The organism is Pseudarthrobacter sp. B4EP4b (genome assembly GCF_006680095.1).
Classification (GTDB): domain Bacteria; phylum Actinomycetota; class Actinomycetes; order Actinomycetales; family Micrococcaceae; genus Arthrobacter.
This window is the reverse complement of record NZ_VHIJ01000011.1, coordinates 1-19048: the sequence shown is the minus strand read 5'-3', so window position 1 is coordinate 19048 and position 19048 is coordinate 1. Positions and strand designations below refer to the sequence as shown.

The 19048-nt window shown below is 65.9% G+C and carries 18 protein-coding genes; 16 read left to right on the top strand and 2 right to left on the bottom strand.

From position 1 onward, the window contains the following. The 13 genes from ftsW (at nt 1) to dnaE (ending at nt 14754) form a co-directional block, all read left to right on the top strand. Nucleotides 1-1344, top strand: a complete 1344-nt coding sequence (gene ftsW, locus FNL14_RS04570; RefSeq protein WP_091421968.1) for a putative lipid II flippase FtsW — start codon at nt 1-3, stop codon at nt 1342-1344. Between the two features lie 6 nt (nt 1345-1350). Beyond that, the gene (gene murG, locus FNL14_RS04565; protein WP_142058021.1) at nt 1351-2451 is read left to right on the top strand and encodes an undecaprenyldiphospho-muramoylpentapeptide beta-N-acetylglucosaminyltransferase; all 1101 of its coding nucleotides are present in this window, start codon (nt 1351-1353) and stop codon (nt 2449-2451) included. Beyond that, nucleotides 2448-3821, top strand: coding sequence for a UDP-N-acetylmuramate--L-alanine ligase (murC, locus tag FNL14_RS04560; RefSeq protein ID WP_142058019.1), 1374 nt, complete (start codon nt 2448-2450; stop codon nt 3819-3821). The genes murG and murC overlap by 4 nt, the downstream gene beginning before the upstream one ends. After that, nucleotides 3814-4833: a cell division protein FtsQ/DivIB gene (locus FNL14_RS04555; protein WP_142058017.1), complete on the top strand. Its 1020-nt coding sequence runs from the start codon at nt 3814-3816 to the stop codon at nt 4831-4833. Before murC ends, FNL14_RS04555 begins: the two co-directional genes overlap by 8 nt. Nucleotides 4834-5017: 184 nt before the next feature. After that, nucleotides 5018-6256, top strand: a complete 1239-nt coding sequence (gene ftsZ, locus FNL14_RS04550; protein ID WP_142058015.1) for a cell division protein FtsZ — start codon at nt 5018-5020, stop codon at nt 6254-6256. Nucleotides 6257-6264: 8 nt separating this feature from the next. Continuing rightward, nucleotides 6265-6954 carry a polyphenol oxidase family protein gene (locus tag FNL14_RS04545; RefSeq protein WP_142058013.1) on the top strand — a complete coding sequence of 230 codons (690 nt, stop codon included), beginning with the start codon at nt 6265-6267 and terminating at the stop codon, nt 6952-6954. Further along, entirely contained in the window at nt 6947-7684 is a 738-nt protein-coding gene (locus FNL14_RS04540) for a YggS family pyridoxal phosphate-dependent enzyme (RefSeq protein ID WP_142058011.1), read from the top strand. Before FNL14_RS04545 ends, FNL14_RS04540 begins: the two co-directional genes overlap by 8 nt. Nucleotides 7685-7773: 89 nt before the next feature. Continuing rightward, nucleotides 7774-8304 carry a cell division protein SepF gene (locus FNL14_RS04535; RefSeq protein ID WP_091421951.1) on the top strand — a complete coding sequence of 177 codons (531 nt, stop codon included), beginning with the start codon at nt 7774-7776 and terminating at the stop codon, nt 8302-8304. A gap of 122 nt (nt 8305-8426) precedes the next feature. Next, nucleotides 8427-8714 carry a YggT family protein gene (locus FNL14_RS04530; protein ID WP_091421948.1) on the top strand — a complete coding sequence of 96 codons (288 nt, stop codon included), beginning with the start codon at nt 8427-8429 and terminating at the stop codon, nt 8712-8714. 177 nt (nt 8715-8891) lie between these two features. Continuing rightward, nucleotides 8892-9581: a DivIVA domain-containing protein gene (locus FNL14_RS04525; RefSeq protein ID WP_091421945.1), complete on the top strand. Its 690-nt coding sequence runs from the start codon at nt 8892-8894 to the stop codon at nt 9579-9581. Nucleotides 9582-9672: 91 nt separating this feature from the next. After that, nucleotides 9673-10242 (top strand): signal peptidase II, encoded by a 570-nt coding sequence (gene lspA, locus FNL14_RS04520; protein WP_142058008.1) that lies wholly within the window; start codon nt 9673-9675, stop codon nt 10240-10242. Then, nucleotides 10235-11161: an RluA family pseudouridine synthase gene (locus FNL14_RS04515; protein WP_142058006.1), complete on the top strand. Its 927-nt coding sequence runs from the start codon at nt 10235-10237 to the stop codon at nt 11159-11161. Before lspA ends, FNL14_RS04515 begins: the two co-directional genes overlap by 8 nt. Before the next feature lie 35 nt (nt 11162-11196). Continuing rightward, entirely contained in the window at nt 11197-14754 is a 3558-nt protein-coding gene (gene dnaE / locus FNL14_RS04510; RefSeq protein WP_091421939.1) for a DNA polymerase III subunit alpha, read from the top strand. A gap of 93 nt (nt 14755-14847) precedes the next feature. Here dnaE and FNL14_RS04505 read toward each other — a convergent pair whose 3' ends face one another. Beyond that, on the bottom strand, nt 14848-15348 hold the full coding sequence (locus FNL14_RS04505) for a flavin reductase family protein (RefSeq protein ID WP_142058004.1): 501 nt from the start codon (nt 15346-15348) through the stop codon (nt 14848-14850). 129 nt (nt 15349-15477) lie between these two features. On the opposite strand from FNL14_RS04505, the gene FNL14_RS04500 reads away from it, so the two are divergent. The 3 genes from FNL14_RS04500 to nrdR all read left to right on the top strand — a co-directional run bounded on the left by FNL14_RS04500 (nt 15478) and on the right by nrdR (nt 18050). Further along, nucleotides 15478-16014 (top strand): hypothetical protein, encoded by a 537-nt coding sequence (locus tag FNL14_RS04500; RefSeq protein ID WP_142058002.1) that lies wholly within the window; start codon nt 15478-15480, stop codon nt 16012-16014. A 4-nt stretch (nt 16015-16018) separates the two neighbouring features. Then, a complete protein-coding gene (gene hisD / locus FNL14_RS04495) occupies nt 16019-17416 on the top strand; it encodes a histidinol dehydrogenase (protein WP_142058000.1) in 1398 nt (465 codons plus the stop codon). Between the two features lie 127 nt (nt 17417-17543). After that, nucleotides 17544-18050, top strand: coding sequence for a transcriptional regulator NrdR (nrdR, locus tag FNL14_RS04490; RefSeq protein ID WP_091421926.1), 507 nt, complete (start codon nt 17544-17546; stop codon nt 18048-18050). A 126-nt stretch (nt 18051-18176) separates the two neighbouring features. On the opposite strand, the gene ppgK is transcribed toward nrdR, so the two are convergent. Further along, on the bottom strand, nt 18177-18980 hold the full coding sequence (ppgK, locus tag FNL14_RS04485) for a polyphosphate--glucose phosphotransferase (protein WP_091421923.1): 804 nt from the start codon (nt 18978-18980) through the stop codon (nt 18177-18179). Nucleotides 18981-19048: the final 68 nt, after the last annotated feature.

Here is a 19048-nt window from a genome sequence, read left to right as displayed (position 1 = left end):
ATGGTCAGCACGCCCACCCGGCCGCAGCCAGACAAACGGCAGGCGGGTAAGCCAGGCTCAGGCTCCTCGGCAGCACCGGCGCAACGCCCGGCTTCCGTCCCTGTCCGCATCAAGGCGGCCTACCGGAAATTCTGGTCGGCACTGGAAGGCACGGGAACCTCCAAGAACGGTTCCACGTACTACCTCATTCTCGGCTCAACCCTTGCACTGACAGCGATCGGGATCATGATGGTGCTCTCCGCCTCCAGCGTGGAGTCCATTGCGGCCGGCAAGTCGCCTTACGGTGATGCCCTGAAGCAGGGTGTGTTTGCCGCGATCGGCATCTTCACCATGTTTGTGCTGTCCCGCATCAACGTGGTGTGGCTCAAACGGCTCGCCTGGCTCGCGATCATCGCCGCAGTGGTCCTGCTGGGCCTGGTCCAGGTTGTGGGCGCGGAGGTCAACGGCAACAAAAACTGGATCGACCTCGGCGGCATCACCTTCCAGCCGTCCGAAGCGTCCAAGCTGGCACTCGCACTGTGGATGGCCACCGTCCTGGCCAGGAAAGGCCGCCTGATCAGCCGCTGGCAGCACGTGGCGATTCCTGCCGTCCCCATGGCGATCATCATTGTTGGCCTGGTCCTGGTGGGCAACGACCTCGGAACCGCCATGATCATCATGATGATTACGGCCGCCGCGCTGTTCTTTGCCGGGGCGCCCCTGTATCTCTTCGGCATCGCAGGCCTGGTGGCCGCCGCCGGTACGGCCGTTATGGCCGTCACCAGCTCAAACCGCATGTGCCGCATCACCTCCTGGTGGACCGGACAGTCCTGCGCGGACGGGATCGATGCCAACTACCAGTCAACAAACGGCCTGTATGGTCTCGCGTCCGGAGGCTGGTTCGGAGTGGGACTGGGGCAAAGCCGGCAAAAGTACAGCTGGATCCCCGAAGCCCACAACGACTTCATCTTCGCCATCATCGGCGAGGAACTCGGCCTGGTGGGCACCGTCGTCGTCCTGATCCTTTTCGCCATCCTGGGAGCCGCCATCTACCGCGTGGTGGTGGCACAGGAGGACATGTTCCACCGCGTGCTGGCCGGCACCATCATGGTGTGGCTGCTGGGCCAGGCCACGGTCAACATGTCGGTGGTAACCGGACTGATGCCCGTCATCGGCGTGCCGCTGCCCTTCATTTCCTACGGCGGGTCGGCGCTGCTGATGTCCCTCTGCGCCATCGGAGTGGTGCTCTCGCTGGCCCGGGAGCAGATGGCTCCCGCCATCCGGCCCAAACGGATGCTGAAGTTCAAGGCCAAACCGGGGCGGGCCACCGCCGCCGCCAAGAAGACTGCAAGAAAGCGTGCCTGACACCAGATGACCTCCACTAATCCATCCATCGTCCTCGCGGGCGGCGGAACCGCGGGCCACATCAGTCCGCTCCTGGCCATCGCGGCAGCCATCCGGGACGCGGCCCCCGGGGCCGCGATCCTCGCCGTCGGCACGCCCGCCGGAATGGAAACCAGGCTGGTTCCCGCCGCCGGGGTTGAGCTGGCCACGATTGACCGTGTTCCCTTCCCCCGAAAGCCTTCGGCCGACCTCCTACGCCTGCCCGGCCGCCTTGCCGGTGCCGTCCGGCAGGCCGGCATCATCCTGGACAACGCGGCTGCCGATGTCCTGGTGGGTGTGGGGGGATACGTGTGCACTCCCATGTACCTGGCCGCACGGAAGCGCGGCATTCCGATCGTGATCCACGAGGCCAACATCCGTCCCGGCCTTGCCAACCGGGTAGGGACGCTCTTCACCAAGCGCGTTGCCGTGGCCTTCGACACCACCCCGCTGCGGGGCGCCGTGCACGTCGGCATGCCCATGCGTAGCGAAATCTCTCATCTGGACCGGGGAGCGGCGCGCGCCTCAGCCCGGGAAACACTGGGACTGGACCCCGCCAAACCCACACTGATCGTCACCGGCGGATCCTCGGGGGCGCAGAGCATCAACAGGACCATCTCCGGCGCCCTCGGGCAGTTGGCCGAGGCCGGTATCCAGACCCTGCACGTCACCGGCCGCGGCAAGTCGGTCCTGGACGACGGCGGCAGGCCACTGGCTGCCGACGGTTACCGGCAGGTGGAATACATCGATGGCATGGAGCTCGCCTACGCGGCGGCCGACGTCCTGCTGGCCCGCTCCGGTGCCGCCACCGTCTGTGAAGTTGCCGCCGCCGGCGTGCCGGCCGTCCTGGTTCCGCTGCCCATCGGCAACGGCGAACAGGCGCTCAATGCCGCCGGACTCGTGGCCGCCGGGGGCGCCCTGCTGGTGGCTGACCGCGACTTCACGCCCGATTGGGTGGGCCGGGAACTCATCCCGCTGGTCACCGACGGGTCACGGCTTGCCACCATGGCAGCAAACTCCTACCGGCTTGGTATTCGAAACGCCGATCAGCGCATGGCTGGTCTTGTCCTGGAAGCGGTATCGACATGAGTCACGGCATCCCCACCCTGGCCTCACTGGGCCGGGTCCACTTTGTTGGGATCGGCGGAGTGGGCATGTCCGCCGTCGCCCGGATCATGGTGGCCCGCGGCGTTCCCGTCAGCGGCTCTGATGCCAAGGACCTGCCCGTGATGGCGGACCTCGCGGCCGCCGGAGCGCGCATCGCCGTCGGCTATGACGCCGCCAACCTGGCCGATGCCCAGACCGTGGTGGCCGGTTCCGCCATCCGCGCCGACAATCCGGAGCTGGTGGCAGCCAGGGCAGCAGGCCTGCCGGTGCTGCACCGCTCCCAGGCCCTCGCCGCGACCATGGGGGAGGACGCGGTGGTGACCGTAGCCGGAACGCACGGCAAGTCCACCACCACCTCCATGGTGGCCGTCCTGCTGCAGGGCGCCGGGCTTGATCCTTCATTCGCCATCGGTGCCAACGTCCCGGCGCTCGGTGTCAACGCCGCCCACGGAACGTCCGGGATCTTTGTGGCCGAGGCGGACGAATCGGACGGTTCATTCCTGAACTACCGGCCGAAAATCGCCGTGGTCACCAACGTGGAGCCGGACCACCTGGACTACTACGGCACGGCCGAGGCCGTCTACGAATCCTTTGACCGGTTCACGGCCCTGCTCCCGGCCGACGGCGTCCTGGTTGCCTGTGCGGACGACCCCGGTGCACTGGCCCTGGCGGTGCGCACGCGGGAGCGCGGCAACACCCGCGTGCTCCTTTACGGCATCGGCGCGGAAGCCGAGCTGAAACTGCACGACGGCGGCCCGGGCGACGTTGCCGTGTCCACGCTGTCCGGCCGGTTCCCGCTTGAGCTGCAGGTGCCGGGCCGGCACAACGCCCTGAACGCGGCCGCCGCTTTTGCCGTTGCACTGGAGCTGGGAGTGGAGCCGGCCGTGGCAGCCGCCGCCCTGGCGCAGTTCTCCGGGGCTGCACGGCGCTTCGAGCTGAAAGGCCAGGCGCGCGGCGTCCGCGTCTTCGACGACTACGCCCACCATCCCACCGAAGTCCGCGCGGCCCTGGCCGCGGCCCGGTCCGTGGCGGGGGACAACAAGGTCCATGTGCTCTTCCAGCCCCACCTTTTCTCACGGACCCGGGAATTCGCCAAGGAGTTCGCCGAAGCCCTGAACCTCGCCGATACTGCCTGGGTGCTGGACATCTACCCCGCACGCGAGGATCCGATTCCCGGCGTCACCAGCCAGCTCATCGCGGACTACCTGGACGACGGCGGGCGGCTGGTTCCAGCCTCCGACGCCGTGGCGGCCCTTACCGGCGCCGCTGCTGAGGGCGACATCATCCTCACGGCAGGTGCCGGTGACGTGACGGCTTACGGTCCGCAGATCGTAGAGGCCCTGCGTGCCTAGTTCCCGCCGTCCTACCTACACGTCCGCCGGCCGACGGCCTGGGAAGGCCGACGAACGGCCCGGCCAGGCAGGCCCCGACGCGACGGGCAGCCAGGACGTCATCTCGGCGTCGCGGCCTGTCCCGGAGCACGCGCCTCAGCCCGCGCCGCAGCCCTCCCAAAAGGCCGGAAAAGCAGGCAAACAAGGCTTCGGCGCACGGGTAAAGGACCGACTGACAAACGACGGGCCGGCAACGGGCGCGCCCGCCCGGGACGCTGCGGGCGGGAACGTACAGGCTTCCGACCGGGCAGGGAAGGTCCTGGCTTTTCCCGAGCCCAAGGGGAAGCGGCGGAAGAGGAACATCCTCGTAGTGGCAGCCATCCTGGTTGCCGTGGTGGCCGGGCTCATTGCCGCCGCAGTTTTTACCCCCGCCCTGGCTGTCCGGACCATCTCCGTGTCCGGGACGCACCTGTTGACCCCTGCCCAGGTGGAAGCCGCGCTGGAACCACTGCACGGCAAGCCGCTGCCGCAGGTCACCGACGAGGAAGTAGGGCGCCTCCTGGAACCCCTGGTCCAGGTGAAGTCCGTCTCCGCAGAAGCGCGTCCGCCGTCGGGCCTTGCCGTAGCCGTCCGCGAACGCGTGCCTGTGGCGCTGGTCAAGCAGGGGGAGCAGTACCAGCTGGTTGACGTGGAAGGCGTGCAGCTGGCATCAACGGACGACCCGGCGTCGGTCTCGCTGCCTGTCATTGACGGCGGTGCAGGTACCATCGGGAAGGACCTTTTCCGGGCTACCGCCCAGGTGCTGGGCGCCTTGCCGCCGGATGTGCTGGCCAAGCTCTCGAACGCCTCGGCCCAGTCCGTGGACGCGGTGGAACTCAAGCTGGTAGACGGCCAGACCATCGTTTGGGGCAACGCCGGCGAGAAGGAACTCAAAGCCAGGGTGCTGGCCGCCCTGCTCAAGGCTCCGGTGGATCCAAAGCACCCCGTCAAGGTGTACGACGTCAGTGTGCCCCGGCACCCGGTGACCCGCTGACACGCTTTCTTTCCGGTATTAATCCGACACGCGGAGCCGGTTATTGAATGTGTGAACCAGAGGAAATACCGTCACAGACATGAGTTACTTGACATAACTATAACCTTCAACTCGAAGGTTAAGGTTGCAGGCATTAAGCTCTTCATCAGATTTAGCAATAAGACACGAACAAGGGACACGTAACGTGGCAGCTCCGCAGAATTACTTGGCCGTCATCAAAGTCGTCGGCATCGGCGGCGGTGGCGTGAACGCAGTCAACCGCATGATCGAGGTCGGCCTCCGAGGTGTTGAATTCATCGCCATCAACACCGACGCCCAGGCCCTGCTGATGAGCGATGCCGACGTCAAGCTTGACGTGGGGCGCGAGCTGACCCGCGGCCTTGGCGCGGGTGCCAACCCCGAGGTGGGGAAGCAGGCTGCGGAGGACCACGCCGACGAGATCGAGGAAGTCCTGCGTGGCGCCGATATGGTGTTCGTCACCGCAGGCGAAGGTGGCGGAACCGGCACCGGCGGCGCTCCGGTCGTCGCCCGCATCGCCCGTTCCCTGGGTGCCCTGACCATCGGTGTGGTCACCCGCCCGTTCACCTTCGAAGGCCGCCGGCGTGCCGGTTCCGCCGAAGCCGGCATCGACGCCCTGCGCGACGAAGTGGACACCCTGATCGTGATCCCCAACGACCGCCTCCTGTCCATCAGCGACCGCAATGTCTCCGTCCTGGATGCTTTCCGTTCCGCTGACCAGGTGCTGCTCTCCGGTGTCCAGGGCATCACCGACCTCATCACCACCCCCGGCCTGATCAACCTTGACTTTGCCGACGTCAAGTCCGTCATGCAGGGCGCCGGTTCGGCGCTGATGGGCATCGGCTCCGCCCGTGGCGAAGACCGCGCCGTCAAGGCAGCCGAGCTCGCCATCGCCTCGCCGCTGCTGGAAGCCTCCATCGACGGCGCGCACGGCGTGCTGCTGTCCATCCAGGGTGGTTCGGACCTTGGCCTCTTCGAGATCAACGAAGCTGCACGCCTGGTCCAGGAGGTGGCACACCCGGAGGCCAACATCATCTTCGGCGCCGTCATCGACGACGCCCTGGGCGACGAAGCCCGCGTGACTGTCATCGCCGCCGGGTTCGACGACGTCAAGGCCACCTCGCCCTCGATGGACCAGTCCCAGCCCCAGGCCGCTCCCCAGCGCCCGGCCGTTCCCGCAACTGCTCCGGCGCCCGCCCAGGCACCTTCCGCAGGCAGCCACCAGGCAAGCGTCCAGCCCATCCACGCGGGAGTCGGTGCAGCAGGACTCAGCAACTGGGGCCAGCAGCGGCCGTCAGCTGTTCCGGCTGACTCAGGCTTCGACGTCGACCTCCCCTCCGTCGTGGAGCCGGACCTCACCGGCAGCCACTCGGATGACCTGGATGTCCCCGACTTCCTGAAGTAGGGGCCGGCTTGTTCCAGTGGCGCGCCCAAGTCCGGCCCGGTGTCTCCATCGCCTTTACCAACGCTGACGCCGGAAACCTGGCACTGCATGTCGGTGATGATCCTGACGAGGTCGGCCGGCGGCGCGGGGACCTGGAACGGGCCATCGGCGTAGCGCCCCAAGGGCTGCGGTTCATGAACCAGGTGCACGGCAACACGGTGACGGTCATGGACCAGGACACCGCCGCGCCGGAAGCTGACGCCATGGTTTCGCGCGGTGTCCCGCTGGCGGTGATGGTTGCGGACTGCATTCCTGTCCTGCTCGCCGGGGAGTCGCCGGACGGGCCAGTCCTCGCCGCGGTCCATGCCGGCCGTCCCGGCATTGCCAACGGGGTGATTCCGGCGGCCGTGGACAGGATGAAGTCCCTTGGTGCCGGCGGCATCCGCGCATGGCTGGGACCTTCGATCTGCGGCAACTGCTACGAGGTGCCCGCCGGGCTGCAGGACGAGGTTTCCGCCGTCGTCCCCGCTGCACGTACCACCACGTCCTGGGGCACGCCCGGCCTGGACCTGCAGGCCGGTGCCCGCAGCCAGCTGGACCAGGCAGGCGTCAGTGTTGAATACAGCGGCCCCTGCACCCTGGAGACGCCATCCCTGTTCTCCTACCGCCGGAACAGCAACACGGGCCGGTTCGCGGGCCTGATCTGGTGCCATGACTGAGGCCTCGGCTGGCGGCGACCCCCGTGCCCGGGAGCTCGGAACGCGGCTGGCCGCCGTCCGGCAGCGCATCGGGACGGCAGCAGCCGCCGCAGGCCGGGAAGGAAACCTTCCCACCCTGATTGTGGTGACGAAGTTCCATCCTGCCGACGACATCAGACGGCTCGCGGCGCTTGGTGTCACCGACGTCGGCGAGAACCGCGACCAGGAGGCGTCGGCTAAGGCGCTTGAGCTGGGGGACTGCGGCCTTACCTGGCACTTCGTTGGCCAGCTGCAAAGCAAGAAGGCCAAATCGGTGCTCCGGTACGCCGCCGCCGTACACTCCGTGGACCGGCCCCAGCTCGTGGACGCGCTGGCCAAGGCTGCACAGGCCGAGCGCGACGCCTCAGGGCGGGCCCCTCTGGACTGTTTCATCCAGGTCAGCCTTGAGGACGACGCCGGAGCACACCGCGGCGGCGCCGTTCCCGAAGAAGTGTTGCCGCTGGCTGAACGGATAGCAGTCTCCGGCGGCCTCGAATTGGCCGGGGTCATGGCCGTGGCGCCGCTGGGCGCCCCGCCGGAAGCCGCCTTCGAAAAACTCGCCCGGGTCTCGGCCCGGCTGGTCACGGAGCATCCCGCCGCCACAGCCATTTCCGCCGGCATGAGCCAGGACCTGGAAGCGGCCATCGCGTTCGGAGCGACACACCTGAGAATCGGCTCCGATATTCTCGGATCGCGTCCCGCCGTGGGGTAGCGTCGGTGCTATTGGAAGTGATGGGCGGGGGACTCCAGTGCTGTCAAGCCATTGGGCGGCCCGCTTACGGACACGATTAGGAGTCGACCATGGCCGGCGCTCTGCGCAAGACAATGATCTATCTTGGGCTCGCCGACGGCGATGAACACTACGAGTCCGAGCAACAGACCACACGTAAGGATGAGGACGAAACGATGGAAGTTGACCGCGAGGAGCGCCGTGCCCCTGCACCCGTCCGCGAGGTCAGCCGCGAATCGTCCTACACCCCCGAAGAGGAATACCGCGCCCCAGTGACCCCCATCAAGCGCGCGGCCTCGAGCCGCGAGGAGGCCACCGGTCTCCGCCAGATCACCACTATCCACCCGCGTTCCTACAACGATGCCAAACTCATCGGTGAAAGCTTCCGTGACGGCATCCCCGTCATCATGAACGTTACGGACATGGGCGAGGCTGACGCCAAGCGCCTGGTGGACTTCTCTGCCGGCCTTGTTTTTGGCCTCCGCGGAAGCATTGAGCGGGTGACCAATAAGGTCTTCCTGCTCTCGCCGTCCTACGTTGAGGTCATCGGCGACGACAAAAAGGCCAGTGAAACTACGGCCAGCTTCTTCAACCAAAGCTGAGCAACGGGCTGACACAGATGCCAGGCAGGGACACACCTGCCTGGCATCTGTGCTGAAATAGACGAGACACATCCGCAGTGCACCGCGGTATCCACAAGGGACATGGAGATATGAAGTAAGTCATGGGAATTATTTTCGGGCTTGTCTATCTCGCACTCCTGCTGTTCTTTGTCGCCCTGATCATTCGCCTGGTGTTTGACTGGGTCCAGATGTTTGCCCGGGAATGGCGTCCCCGGGGAGCCGCCCTGGTGGCGGCGCACGCAGTGTACTCCATCACCGATCCGCCGCTGAACGGACTGCGGCGGCTGATCCCGCCGCTGCGCCTGGGCGGCATCTCGCTGGACCTGGGCTTCCTGGTCCTGTTCATTGGAGTCAGTATTGCCATGGGGATCACCAGAAGCCTCGCTTGATTTACCGGATAGACCTGCAGGGCAGGGATGGAACCCGCCGGGAACCACGAATGCCATGTGAAGAAAAACTCGTGTTTGACACCGCAGTGTTGAATTAGAGGAACAAGACCAACTTTAGGTACCGTAGTTTTGACGGCCGGAAGGCCTACTGACTACTTAGACCAGTGAGGTGACCAGATGGCTTTGACGCCAGAAGACGTTGTCAACAAGCGCTTTCAGCCGACCAAGTTCCGCGAAGGCTACGACCAGGACGAGGTTGATGACTTCCTGGACGAAATCGTCGTCGAACTCCGCCGCCTGAACCAGGAAAACGACGAACTTCGCAAGAAGCTCGCCGAAGCCGGTTCCAGCGTTCCTGCCAGCACCGTTGCCGCACCCGTGGTGGAGAAGGTTCCCGCGCCCGTCAAGTCCGACAAGGACGAAGCCCGCGAGAAGGCCGAAGCAGAAGCCAAGGCCGCCGAAGAGCGCAAGAAGAAGGACGTCCAGCAGGCTGCCCCGGCAGCTGCCGCTCCTGTTGCCGCCGCACCGGCTGCCGCCACGGCTTCGGCCGAATCGGCTGCCGGCCTGCTCGCCATGGCCCAGCAGATGCACGACCGCCACGTTGCAGACGGCCAGGCGCAGAAGGACAAGATCATCGCCGAGGCGCAGATCGAAGCCAGCAGCCTGGTCAACGACGCACAGGAGAAGTCCCGCAAGATTCTCGGCGCCCTGGAGCAGCAGCGTTCAGTGCTCGAGCGCAAGGTGGAGCAGCTGCGCGGCTTCGAGCGTGACTACCGTTCACGCCTGAAGGCCTACATCGAAGGCCAGCTGCGCGACCTCGATGCCCGCGGTTCAGTGGCTACGCCGGAAGTCAGCGAAGCCAACTAGTCTGTCAAGCACGTATTCTGAAAGCCGGTGGCTGAGGATTCCTCGGCCACCGGCTTTTGGCATTGACACCGGTTTTACGAATGAAAGCACCATGACTGACGAACTTGCCGCCGACGCCGCACGCCCTCTACCGCCCTCGCCACGGCCCCGCCGCGCCGTGCTGCTGTCCCTCTTTGCGGGGTTCGCAGTTTTTGCCTATGTCCTGGACCAGCTGACCAAGCTCTGGGTCACCTCCTCAATGGTGGAAGGGGAGCGGATCCCGGTACTGCCGCCCGTGCTGCACTGGTACTTCATCCGGAACTCGGGGGCGGCGTTTTCCATCGGCGAAAACGTCACCTGGGTGTTCTCCATCATCATGGCCGCGGTGGCAATCGCCATCCTGCTCCAGGTCCGCAAGCTCGGCTCCATCTGGTGGTCCCTCGCGCTGGGCCTGCTGCTGGGCGGCGCGCTGGGCAACCTGACTGACCGGCTCTTCCGGGAACCGTCCTTCGGCATGGGCCACGTGGTCGACTTCATCGAACTGCCGAACTTCGCGATCTTCAATATCGCCGACTCAGCGGTGGTGTCCGCCGTCGCGGTTATCTGCATCCTCACGCTGCGCGGCATCTCCATCGATGGAACCCGGCTGACGGCCGGCAAGGAAAAGTCCGCCGATGCTTGAGCGCGTTGTCGTCGCCGAACAGTTTGGCGGCTCCCGCGCTGATGCGGGGGTCGCCGCGCTCCTGGGGATTTCGCGCTCCCTGGCGGCAACCCTGATCGCCGAGGGCCATATCCTCAGCAAAGGAAAAGCATTGGGCAAATCGGCCAAACTGGTGGCCGGAGACGTCCTCCAGGTGAGCCTGCCGGAACGGCGTGACCCCCTGGAAGTCGTGGAGGAAGTTGTGGAAGGCCTGAAGATCCTGCTGGACGACGACGATTTCGTCGTCGTTGATAAACCCGTGGGTGTTGCCGCCCATCCCTCCCCGGGCTGGGTGGGGCCCACTGTTGTGGGCGGTCTTGCCGGGGCCGGATACCGCATCTCCACGTCAGGAGCACCGGAGCGTGCCGGCATTGTCCACCGGCTCGACGTCGGCACGTCAGGGGCCATGGTGGTGGCCAAGTCCGAGCGCGCGTACACAGCCCTGAAGCGGGCGTTCAAGGAGCGCACCGTGGACAAGGTCTACCACGCCGTGGTGCAGGGCCTGCCCGATCCGCTGGTGGGCACCATCGACGCTCCCATCGGCAGGCACCCCGGCCATGACTGGCGGTTCGCCGTCATTGAGGACGGGCGTCCGTCCGTCACGCACTACGAAGTGGTGGAAGCCTTCGGCAAGGCAAGCCTGGTGGAAGTACACCTGGAGACCGGCCGCACCCACCAGATCCGGGTGCACTTCTCCGCACTGCGCCACCCCTGCGCCGGTGACCTCACGTACGGTGCCGACCCCCGGCTCGCGGCCACATTGGGGCTGACCCGCCAGTGGTTGCACGCCCGCGAACTCGGCTTTGAGCACCCCGTCACTGGGGAGTCGGTGCGTGTTGTCAGCGACTATCCGCAGGACCTGGCGTTTGCCCTGGAAGTGCTGGAGTCAGGGCGGGCCTGACAGACCCCTGCCCGGCCGGCGCTTAGAATAGTGCGGTGACTTCCAGCAATGATTCGTTCGTCCACCTGCACACCCACACCGAGTACTCCATGCTGGATGGAGCGGCCCGCCTGGGTGAGCTGTTCGATGAAACCGAACGTCTCGGCATGCCGGCACTGGCCACTACAGACCATGGATATCTTTTCGGCGCCTTCGATTTCTGGCGCAAGGCCACGGACAAGGGCATTAAGCCCATCATCGGCGTCGAAGCCTATGTAACACCGGGTACCGCCCGCACGGACAAGGGACGCGTGCGCTGGGGCGAGGAGTCCCAGCGCAAGGACGACGTCTCCGGCGGCGGCTCGTATACCCACATGACGCTGCTCAGCTACAACAACGTGGGGATGCGGAACCTCTTCCGCGCCTCATCCATCGCATCGCTGGACTCCGTCTTCGGCAAGTGGCCCCGCCTGGACCGGGAACTGCTCAACACCTATTCCGAGGGCCTGATAGCCACCACGGGATGCCCGTCCGGGGAAGTGCAGACCCGCCTGCGGCTTGGCCAGTACCGCGAAGCGCTGGAGGCCGCCGCGGAGTTCCGCGACATCTTCGGCGCCGACAACTACTTCTGTGAGCTGATGGACCACGGCCTGGACATCGAGCGGCGCGTCACCGGTGACCTGCTGCGGCTGGCTAAGGAACTGAACCTTCCCCTCGTGGCCACCAATGACCTCCACTACACGCACGAGCACGACGCCAAAGCCCACGAGGCCCTCCTGGCCATCCAGTCCGGCTCAACCCTCCTGGAGCCCACCTACGACAACGGCGGCTCCCGGTTCGCCTTCTCCGGCAGCGGCTACTACCTGAAGTCGCCGCAGGAGATGCGCGAGCTTTTCCGCGACCACCCGGACGCCTGCGACAACACCCTGCTCATCGCCGAGCGCTGTGAAGTGTCCTTTAATACGGACGCCAACTACATGCCGCGCTTTCCGTGCCCGCCGGGGGAGGACGAGACCTCCTGGCTGGTGAAGGAAGTGGATAAGGGACTGCAGTACCGGTATCCGGCCGGAATTCCGGACGAGGTCCGCAAGCAGGCCGACTATGAACTGGGAGTCATCACCTCGATGGGCTTCCCGGGCTACTTCCTGGTGGTGGCCGACTTCATCAACTGGGCCAAGAACAACGGCATCCGCGTGGGTCCCGGCCGTGGCTCGGGTGCCGGTTCCATGGTGGCGTACGCCATGCGCATCACTGACCTGGACCCGCTGCGCCACGGCCTGATCTTCGAGCGCTTCCTCAACCCCGACCGTGTCTCGATGCCCGACTTCGACGTCGACTTCGATGACCGCCGCCGCTCCGAGGTCATCGACTACGTCACCCGGAAATACGGCGACGAGCGCGTTGCGATGATCGTCACGTACGGCACCATCAAGACCAAGCAGGCACTCAAGGACTCCTCTCGCGTGCTGGGCTACCCCTTCAGCATGGGCGAGCAGCTGACCAAGGCGCTGCCGCCCGCGGTCATGGCCAAGGACATCCCGCTGGCCGACATCCAGAACCCGGAGGCGAAGCGCTACGGCGAGGCCGGGGACTTCCGGCAGCTGATCAGCACCGATCCGGAAGCGGCCAAGGTGTTCGAGACGGCACTCGGCATCGAGGGGCTGAAGCGCCAGTGGGGCGTCCACGCCGCAGGTGTGATCATGTCCTCGGACCCGATCATCGACGTCATCCCGATCATGCGCCGTTTCCAGGACGGCCAGGTGATCACCCAGTTCGACTACCCGACGTCCGAGGGCCTGGGCCTGATCAAGATGGACTTCCTGGGCCTGCGGAACCTGACGATCATTTCCGACGCCCTCGAGAACATCAAGATGAACCGCGGCATCGACCTCGACCTGGAAAACCTCGAGCTTGATGATGCGCCATCCTACGAGCTGCTGGCACGCGGCGACACCCTGGGTGTCTTCCAGCTCGACGGCGGCCCCATGCGGTCGCTGCTCAAGCTGATGAAGCCTGACAACTTCGAAGACATCTCCGCCGTCCTGGCGCTCTACCGGCCGGGCCCCATGGGCGCCAACGCCCACACGGACTACGCACTGCGCAAAAACGGGATCCAGGAAGTCATCCCCATCCACCCGGAACTGGAGGAACCCCTCAAGGAGATCCTCGGCGGAACCTACGGCCTGATCGTGTACCAGGAGCAGGTGATGGCCGTGGCGCAGAAGCTGGCCGGGTACTCGCTGGGCCAGGCAGACATCCTCCGCCGCGCCATGGGCAAAAAGAAGAAATCCGAGCTGGACAAGCAGTTCGCCGGCTTCTCCCAGGGCATGCAGGACAACGGCTACTCCATGGAGGCTGTGAAGACCCTGTGGGACATCCTCCTGCCCTTCTCCGACTACGCCTTCAACAAGGCCCACTCGGCCGCGTACGGCGTGATCTCCTACTGGACCGCGTACCTCAAGGCCCACTACGCCCCTGAGTACATGGCCGCGCTGCTGACCTCGGTGGGCGACGACAAGGACAAGTCCGCGATCTACCTGAACGAATGCCGGCGCATGGGCATCACCGTGCTCCCGCCGGACGTCAATGAGTCCGCCCTGAACTTCACCCCGGTAGGCAACGACATCCGCTTCGGCATGGGCGCCATCCGCAACGTCGGCGTCAACGCGGTGGAAGCCATGGTGGCGGCCCGGGAGAGCGAGGGCGCCTTTACCTCCTTCAAGGACTACCTGATGAAGGTCCCGGCCGTGGTGTGCAACAAGCGCACCATTGAGTCGCTGATCAAGTCCGGCGCCTTCGACTCGCTGGGCCACCACCGCCGCGCCCTGGCGATGATCCACGAAGAAGCCATCGACTCGGTCATCACGCTCAAGCGGAACGAAGCGATCGGCCAGTTCGACCTCTTCGCCGGCTTTGAGGAAGCCGAGTCGGAATCGTCGCTGAGCATCGAAATCCCGGACCTGCCTGAATGGGAGAAGAAGGACAAACTCTCCTTTGAGCGGGACATGCTGGGCCTGTACGTCTCGGACCACCCCCTGCAGGGCCTTGAGGGGGTGCTCAGCCAGCACGCCGAAATGAGCATCACGTCAGTCCTGGGTGAAGACGGGCCGCAGGATGGTGCCATCATCACCATCGCCGGCATGATCACATCCCTGAGCCGGCGCATCGCGAAGGCCAGCGGAAACGCCTACGCCCGGGCGGAGGTGGAGGACCTTGGCGGCTCGATGGAAGTGATGTTCTTCGGCCAGGTCTACGGACCCATTGCCTCAGTATTGGCCGAGGACCTGATCGTGGTGGTCAAGGGCCGCCTGCAAAAGCGCGACGACGGCGCGATCACCTTGAACTGCATGGAGCTTTCCGTTCCGGACCTGAGCGAAGGGCTGGGCGGACCGCTGGTGATCACCATGCCCACGCACAAGGCCACGGAGGCCGTGGTCACGGAGCTTGGCGACGTTCTCCGGACCCACCGCGGCAACTCGGAAGTGCGCCTGCACCTGCAGGGTGATACCCGCACGGAGATCATGGGCCTGCCGGTCCACCTCCGGGTGAACCCCAGTCCGTCCCTGTTTGGTGACTTGAAGGTCCTGCTGGGCCCGGCCTGCCTGGACGCCTGAGAGCCACGCGACGGCTCACAGCTGTGGACGCCTGAGAGCAGCGGACGACGGCGGGCGGTGCGTGCCGCCGTCGTCCTCCGCTGTGGAGGGAAGCTAGATCTCGTAGTCCAGCGGCACGGGCTGCCCGTACGCCCCGCCGTGGTACAGCAGGGGAGAACCCTCGCCGCCCACCTGGCCGTCAACCACCTGGACCACCACCACGGCGTTGTTCTCGAACGAGAGCCGCATCTGCACCTCGCCGATCAGCCAGCCGGCCACGTCCTTCAGCACGGGGACGCCGTGCGGCCCAACTTCCCAGTGGTCGCCCTCAAAGCGGTTGGTGCCGCGGGCAAAGCGGTCTGCCAGCGCCTGGTTCTCGAGGCCGAGCATGTGGACGCCGATGTAGGTGGTGTTGGCCACGGCAGGCCAGGACCCGGAGCTGCGGGCCATGTTGAACGTAAAGCGTGGCGGCTGGGCGGACAGGGAGGCCACGGACGTGGCAGTGAATCCGAACGGGCGGTCCTGGTAGTTGACCGTGATGATGGCGACGCCGGCCGCGTGGCGCCGGAACATCTCCTTGAACGTCCGCTCGAAGGGCGCCTCAGATTCGGTCACGTGGAACTCCTGGTGGTGGATGGCTTGGTGCTCTCCTTCAACTCTATGGGCCTGCCGGGCAGGCGGGGAATCTCTTGAAGCCCTACGTCCGGGAGTTGAGCGGCCGGAACAACTGTTAAGGTTTGTTGCATGACACAACGGACCGGACGGGCACGTCCGCGGCTGCCCTGGGCCATGCTGGTGCTGCCGGCGGTGGCCGGCATACCGGCGGGGATCCTTTGGTGGCTGCTGGCACCGGGAGGCCTCAACCTCATCACCCGGGACCCGGCCCTTGGCGACGGCGCCCACCCCCAGGTCTGGCTGCCGAGGGACCTGACCCTGGCCGGGCTGCTGGTCTTCGCAGGGTGCCTGCTGGCCGTCTTCCTGGCCGACAAGAAGCGCCAGGATCCGCAGGCAAGCCTCCTCATGGGGCTTGCCGGTGCCCTGTGCGGTGCAGTCCTGGCGTGGCAGGCGGGGGTGTTGTCCGCGCGCTTGTTCGGCCCGGCCGTCGATGCCACCGCCAACGCCAGTATCGCTTTCTCGTTGCGTGCGCTGCCGGTGCTGCTGCTGTGGCCGGCAGCCACGGCCGTCTCCGTGTTTGTGCTGGAGTTGATGCACCTCCTGGGCAAGAAGGACGACGACGGCCCCGAGGAGGCGCGGCACGCTGCGGTTGGGCCCGTAAAATAGTGCGGTGACCATTTCTTCGGAGTTCCCCGCTGTCCCTGCCGCTGCCACCGTGAGCTTCCGCACCGTTGACCTCCGGGGCCGGAACCTGACCCTTGCGGCACTCCGCGCCGCCGTGCCGCGTGCCCAGGGCCAGACAGTGGCCGACGCTGAAGAAAAGGTCCTCGACATCATTTCGGCCGTTCGGAAGCGGGGCTTCGAAGCCCTGGCCGAGCTGGCCCTCCGCTTCGACGGCGTGGAACAGGACCATCCGCTGGTTCCGCAGGCGGCCCTCACCGCCGCCCTGGAGCAGCTGGACCCGGTGGTGCGCCGGGCGCTGGAGGAATCCATCAGCCGGGCACGCCGTTTTGCCGAGGCTCAGAGGCCGCGCAACGTTGACGTCCAGCTGGGCGACGGCGCCCTGGTGAGCCAGAACTGGGTGCCCGTGGCGCGGGTGGGCCTCTATGTTCCCGGCGGCCTGGCGGTCTACCCGTCCTCGGTGATCATGAACGTGGTCCCGGCCCTCGCCGCGGGGGTGGAGTCCATTGCGCTGGCGTCGCCTCCGCAGAAGGAGTTCGGCGGGCTTCCGCACCCCACCATCCTTGCCGCCGCAGCGCTTTTGGGCATCACGGAGGTGTACGCCATCGGCGGGGCGCAGGCTGTTGCCGCGTTCGCCTACGGGGTGCCCGCTGCTGATTCCGGCCCTGCGCTGGAACCGGTGGACGTGGTAACCGGTCCGGGCAACATCTTTGTGGCAACGGCCAAGCGGCTGGTGAAGGGCGTGGTGGGCATCGATTCCGAGGCGGGGACCACGGAGATCGCCATTTTGGCAGATTCCACCGCGCAGCCGCCCCTGGTTGCCGCTGACCTCATCAGCCAGGCCGAGCACGATCCCAAGGCGGCATCGGTACTGATCACCGATTCGGAGGACCTCGCCGCAGCTGTCCGCGCAGAGCTGGACCTGCAGGCCGCCGCCACCAAGCACTCGGCCCGCGTCCGGAAAGCCCTCTCCGGCCCCCAGTCCGGCGTTGTCCTGGTGGACAACCTCGAGCAGGGCATTGCAGCATGTGACGCATACGCCGCCGAACACCTGGAGATCATGACCCGGGATGCGGCTGCCGTTGCCGGGAGGATCCGTAATGCCGGGGCCATCTTTGTTGGCGACTACAGCCCGGTGTCCCTGGGGGATTACTGCGCAGGGTCCAACCACGTGCTGCCTACCAGCGGTACTGCGGCCTTTTCGTCCGGCCTGAACGTCACCACTTTCCTGCGTGCAATCCAGGTGGTGAACTACAGCCGTGAAGCGCTGGCCGAGGTCAGCAGCCACATTGTGAGCCTGTCCGGCGCTGAAGACCTGCCCGCCCACGGGGAAGCTGTCACGGCCCGGTTCCCGGAGCACCATGGGGCCTCATCCGCCGACATGTAGTGGTGCTTACTACTACATGTAGTAGTTACAGGCTTGTTATTAGGGTACGGGCGGACGTAAACTGATACGGTTGCAGGGTGTTGTGATACCCCTGCAAATGCTCAGATCAAGCGAAGGAAGGGACGCCATGTACTGTCCGTTCTGCCGCAACCCCGATTCCCGTGTGGTGGACAGCCGCATGGCCGACGACGGCTCGGCCATCCGCCGCCGCCGCCAGTGCCCCGAATGCGGACGCAGATTCACCACCGTGGAAACCACCAGCCTGTCGGTGATCAAGCGGTCCGGCGTGGGGGAGCCCTTCAGCCGCAGCAAAGTCATCAATGGCGTCCGCAAGGCATGCCAGGGCCGGCCGGTCAGCGAGGATGACCTCGCGCTGCTGGCACAGGAAGTCGAAGAGCAGATCCGCTCCTCCGGGGCCGCCGAAATCGACGCCCACGAGGTAGGGCTCGTGATCCTCGGGCCGCTGCAGAAGCTGGACAAGGTAGCCTACCTGCGGTTCGCCAGTGTGTACCAGGCCTTTGAATCCCTCGAAGATTTTGAATCGGCCATTGCCCTGCTCCGCCAGGAAGCCGAGGAGGACGCCGGCGGCATCGCCGCGAAGGGCGCCAAAACCTCCGAAAAGAGCCCGCTCTAGCGGCTCGCCCCCATCTCCGGTGGTGGCAGTGGAGGGGAAGCCGCAGCCACCACCGGCATCACTTTGAATGCACGAATGCCCCTTCCGAACGGAAGGGGCATTCGTGCATGCAGGAGCGGGCGCATTCTACTTGGCGAGCTTGTGCTTCAACGCGATTTCGATGGCGGCGCCCACAATGCCGGCCTCGTTGCGCAGGACCGCCGGAACGATGGGCGTGCGGAGCTTGAGGTTGGGAAGGTACTCGTCGGCGCGCTTGGAGATGCCGCCGCCCACGATGAACAGTTCGGGGGAGAACAGGAACTCGACGTGGGAGAAGTAGCGCTGCAGCAGGACGCTGTATTCGTCCCAGGACAGCCCGTCGCGTTCCCGGGCAACGGCGGAGGCCTTGGTCTCGGCGTCATGGCCGTCGATCTCCAGGTGGCCGAGTTCGGCGTTCGGTACCAGCTTGCCGTTAAAGATGAAGGCAGAGCCGATGCCGGTGCCCAGGGTAATCACCAGCACGGTACCGGAAACCCCGGCACCGGCACCGTAGCGCGCTTCGGCGAGCCCGGCAGCGTCGGCGTCGTTAATGACCTCCACGGGGCGGCCCAGGCGCTCGGTCAGGAGGGCATCGATGTCCGTGTTGAGCCAGGCTTTGTCCACGTTGGCGGCGGAGTGGACCACTCCGTGCTGGATGATCCCGGGGAACGTTACGCCCACGGGGGAGCCGGCGGCGGGCGCCTCGGGACGGGCGGAAAGCTCGGAGACCACCAGCGCCACTGCCTCGGCTACTGACTCAGGCGTAGCCGGCTGCGGGGTGGGTACCCGGAACCGGTCACCGAGGAGCTTGCCCTTTTTCAGGTCGACGATGCCGCCCTTGATTCCCGTGCCTCCGATGTCGATGCCGATCAGCGGGGCGTTCTTGTGCGACTTCTCGTCCTTCTTGGCCAATGGGTTTTCCGTTCGTGGCAGGGGCGGGCAGGGGAGGGGCGGCGGGCAGCCGGCCCGGTTGTTGCTAA

Excerpts from the sequence above, each read along its gene's own strand:
- FNL14_RS04500 (WP_142058002.1), top strand. The coding sequence starts at position 15,478 with ATGACACAACGGACCGGACGGGCACGTCCGCGGCTGCCCTGGGCCATG.
- lspA (WP_142058008.1), top strand. The coding sequence starts at position 9,673 with ATGACTGACGAACTTGCCGCCGACGCCGCACGCCCTCTACCGCCCTCG.
- nrdR (WP_091421926.1), top strand. The coding sequence starts at position 17,544 with ATGTACTGTCCGTTCTGCCGCAACCCCGATTCCCGTGTGGTGGACAGC.
- murG (WP_142058021.1), top strand. The coding sequence starts at position 1,351 with ATGACCTCCACTAATCCATCCATCGTCCTCGCGGGCGGCGGAACCGCG.
- FNL14_RS04530 (WP_091421948.1), top strand. The coding sequence starts at position 8,427 with ATGGGAATTATTTTCGGGCTTGTCTATCTCGCACTCCTGCTGTTCTTT.
- FNL14_RS04525 (WP_091421945.1), top strand. The coding sequence starts at position 8,892 with ATGGCTTTGACGCCAGAAGACGTTGTCAACAAGCGCTTTCAGCCGACC.
- FNL14_RS04540 (WP_142058011.1), top strand. The coding sequence starts at position 6,947 with ATGACTGAGGCCTCGGCTGGCGGCGACCCCCGTGCCCGGGAGCTCGGA.
- murC (WP_142058019.1), top strand. The coding sequence starts at position 2,448 with ATGAGTCACGGCATCCCCACCCTGGCCTCACTGGGCCGGGTCCACTTT.
- FNL14_RS04535 (WP_091421951.1), top strand. The coding sequence starts at position 7,774 with ATGGCCGGCGCTCTGCGCAAGACAATGATCTATCTTGGGCTCGCCGAC.
- FNL14_RS04515 (WP_142058006.1), top strand. The coding sequence starts at position 10,235 with ATGCTTGAGCGCGTTGTCGTCGCCGAACAGTTTGGCGGCTCCCGCGCT.
- ftsW (WP_091421968.1), top strand. The coding sequence starts at position 1 with ATGGTCAGCACGCCCACCCGGCCGCAGCCAGACAAACGGCAGGCGGGT.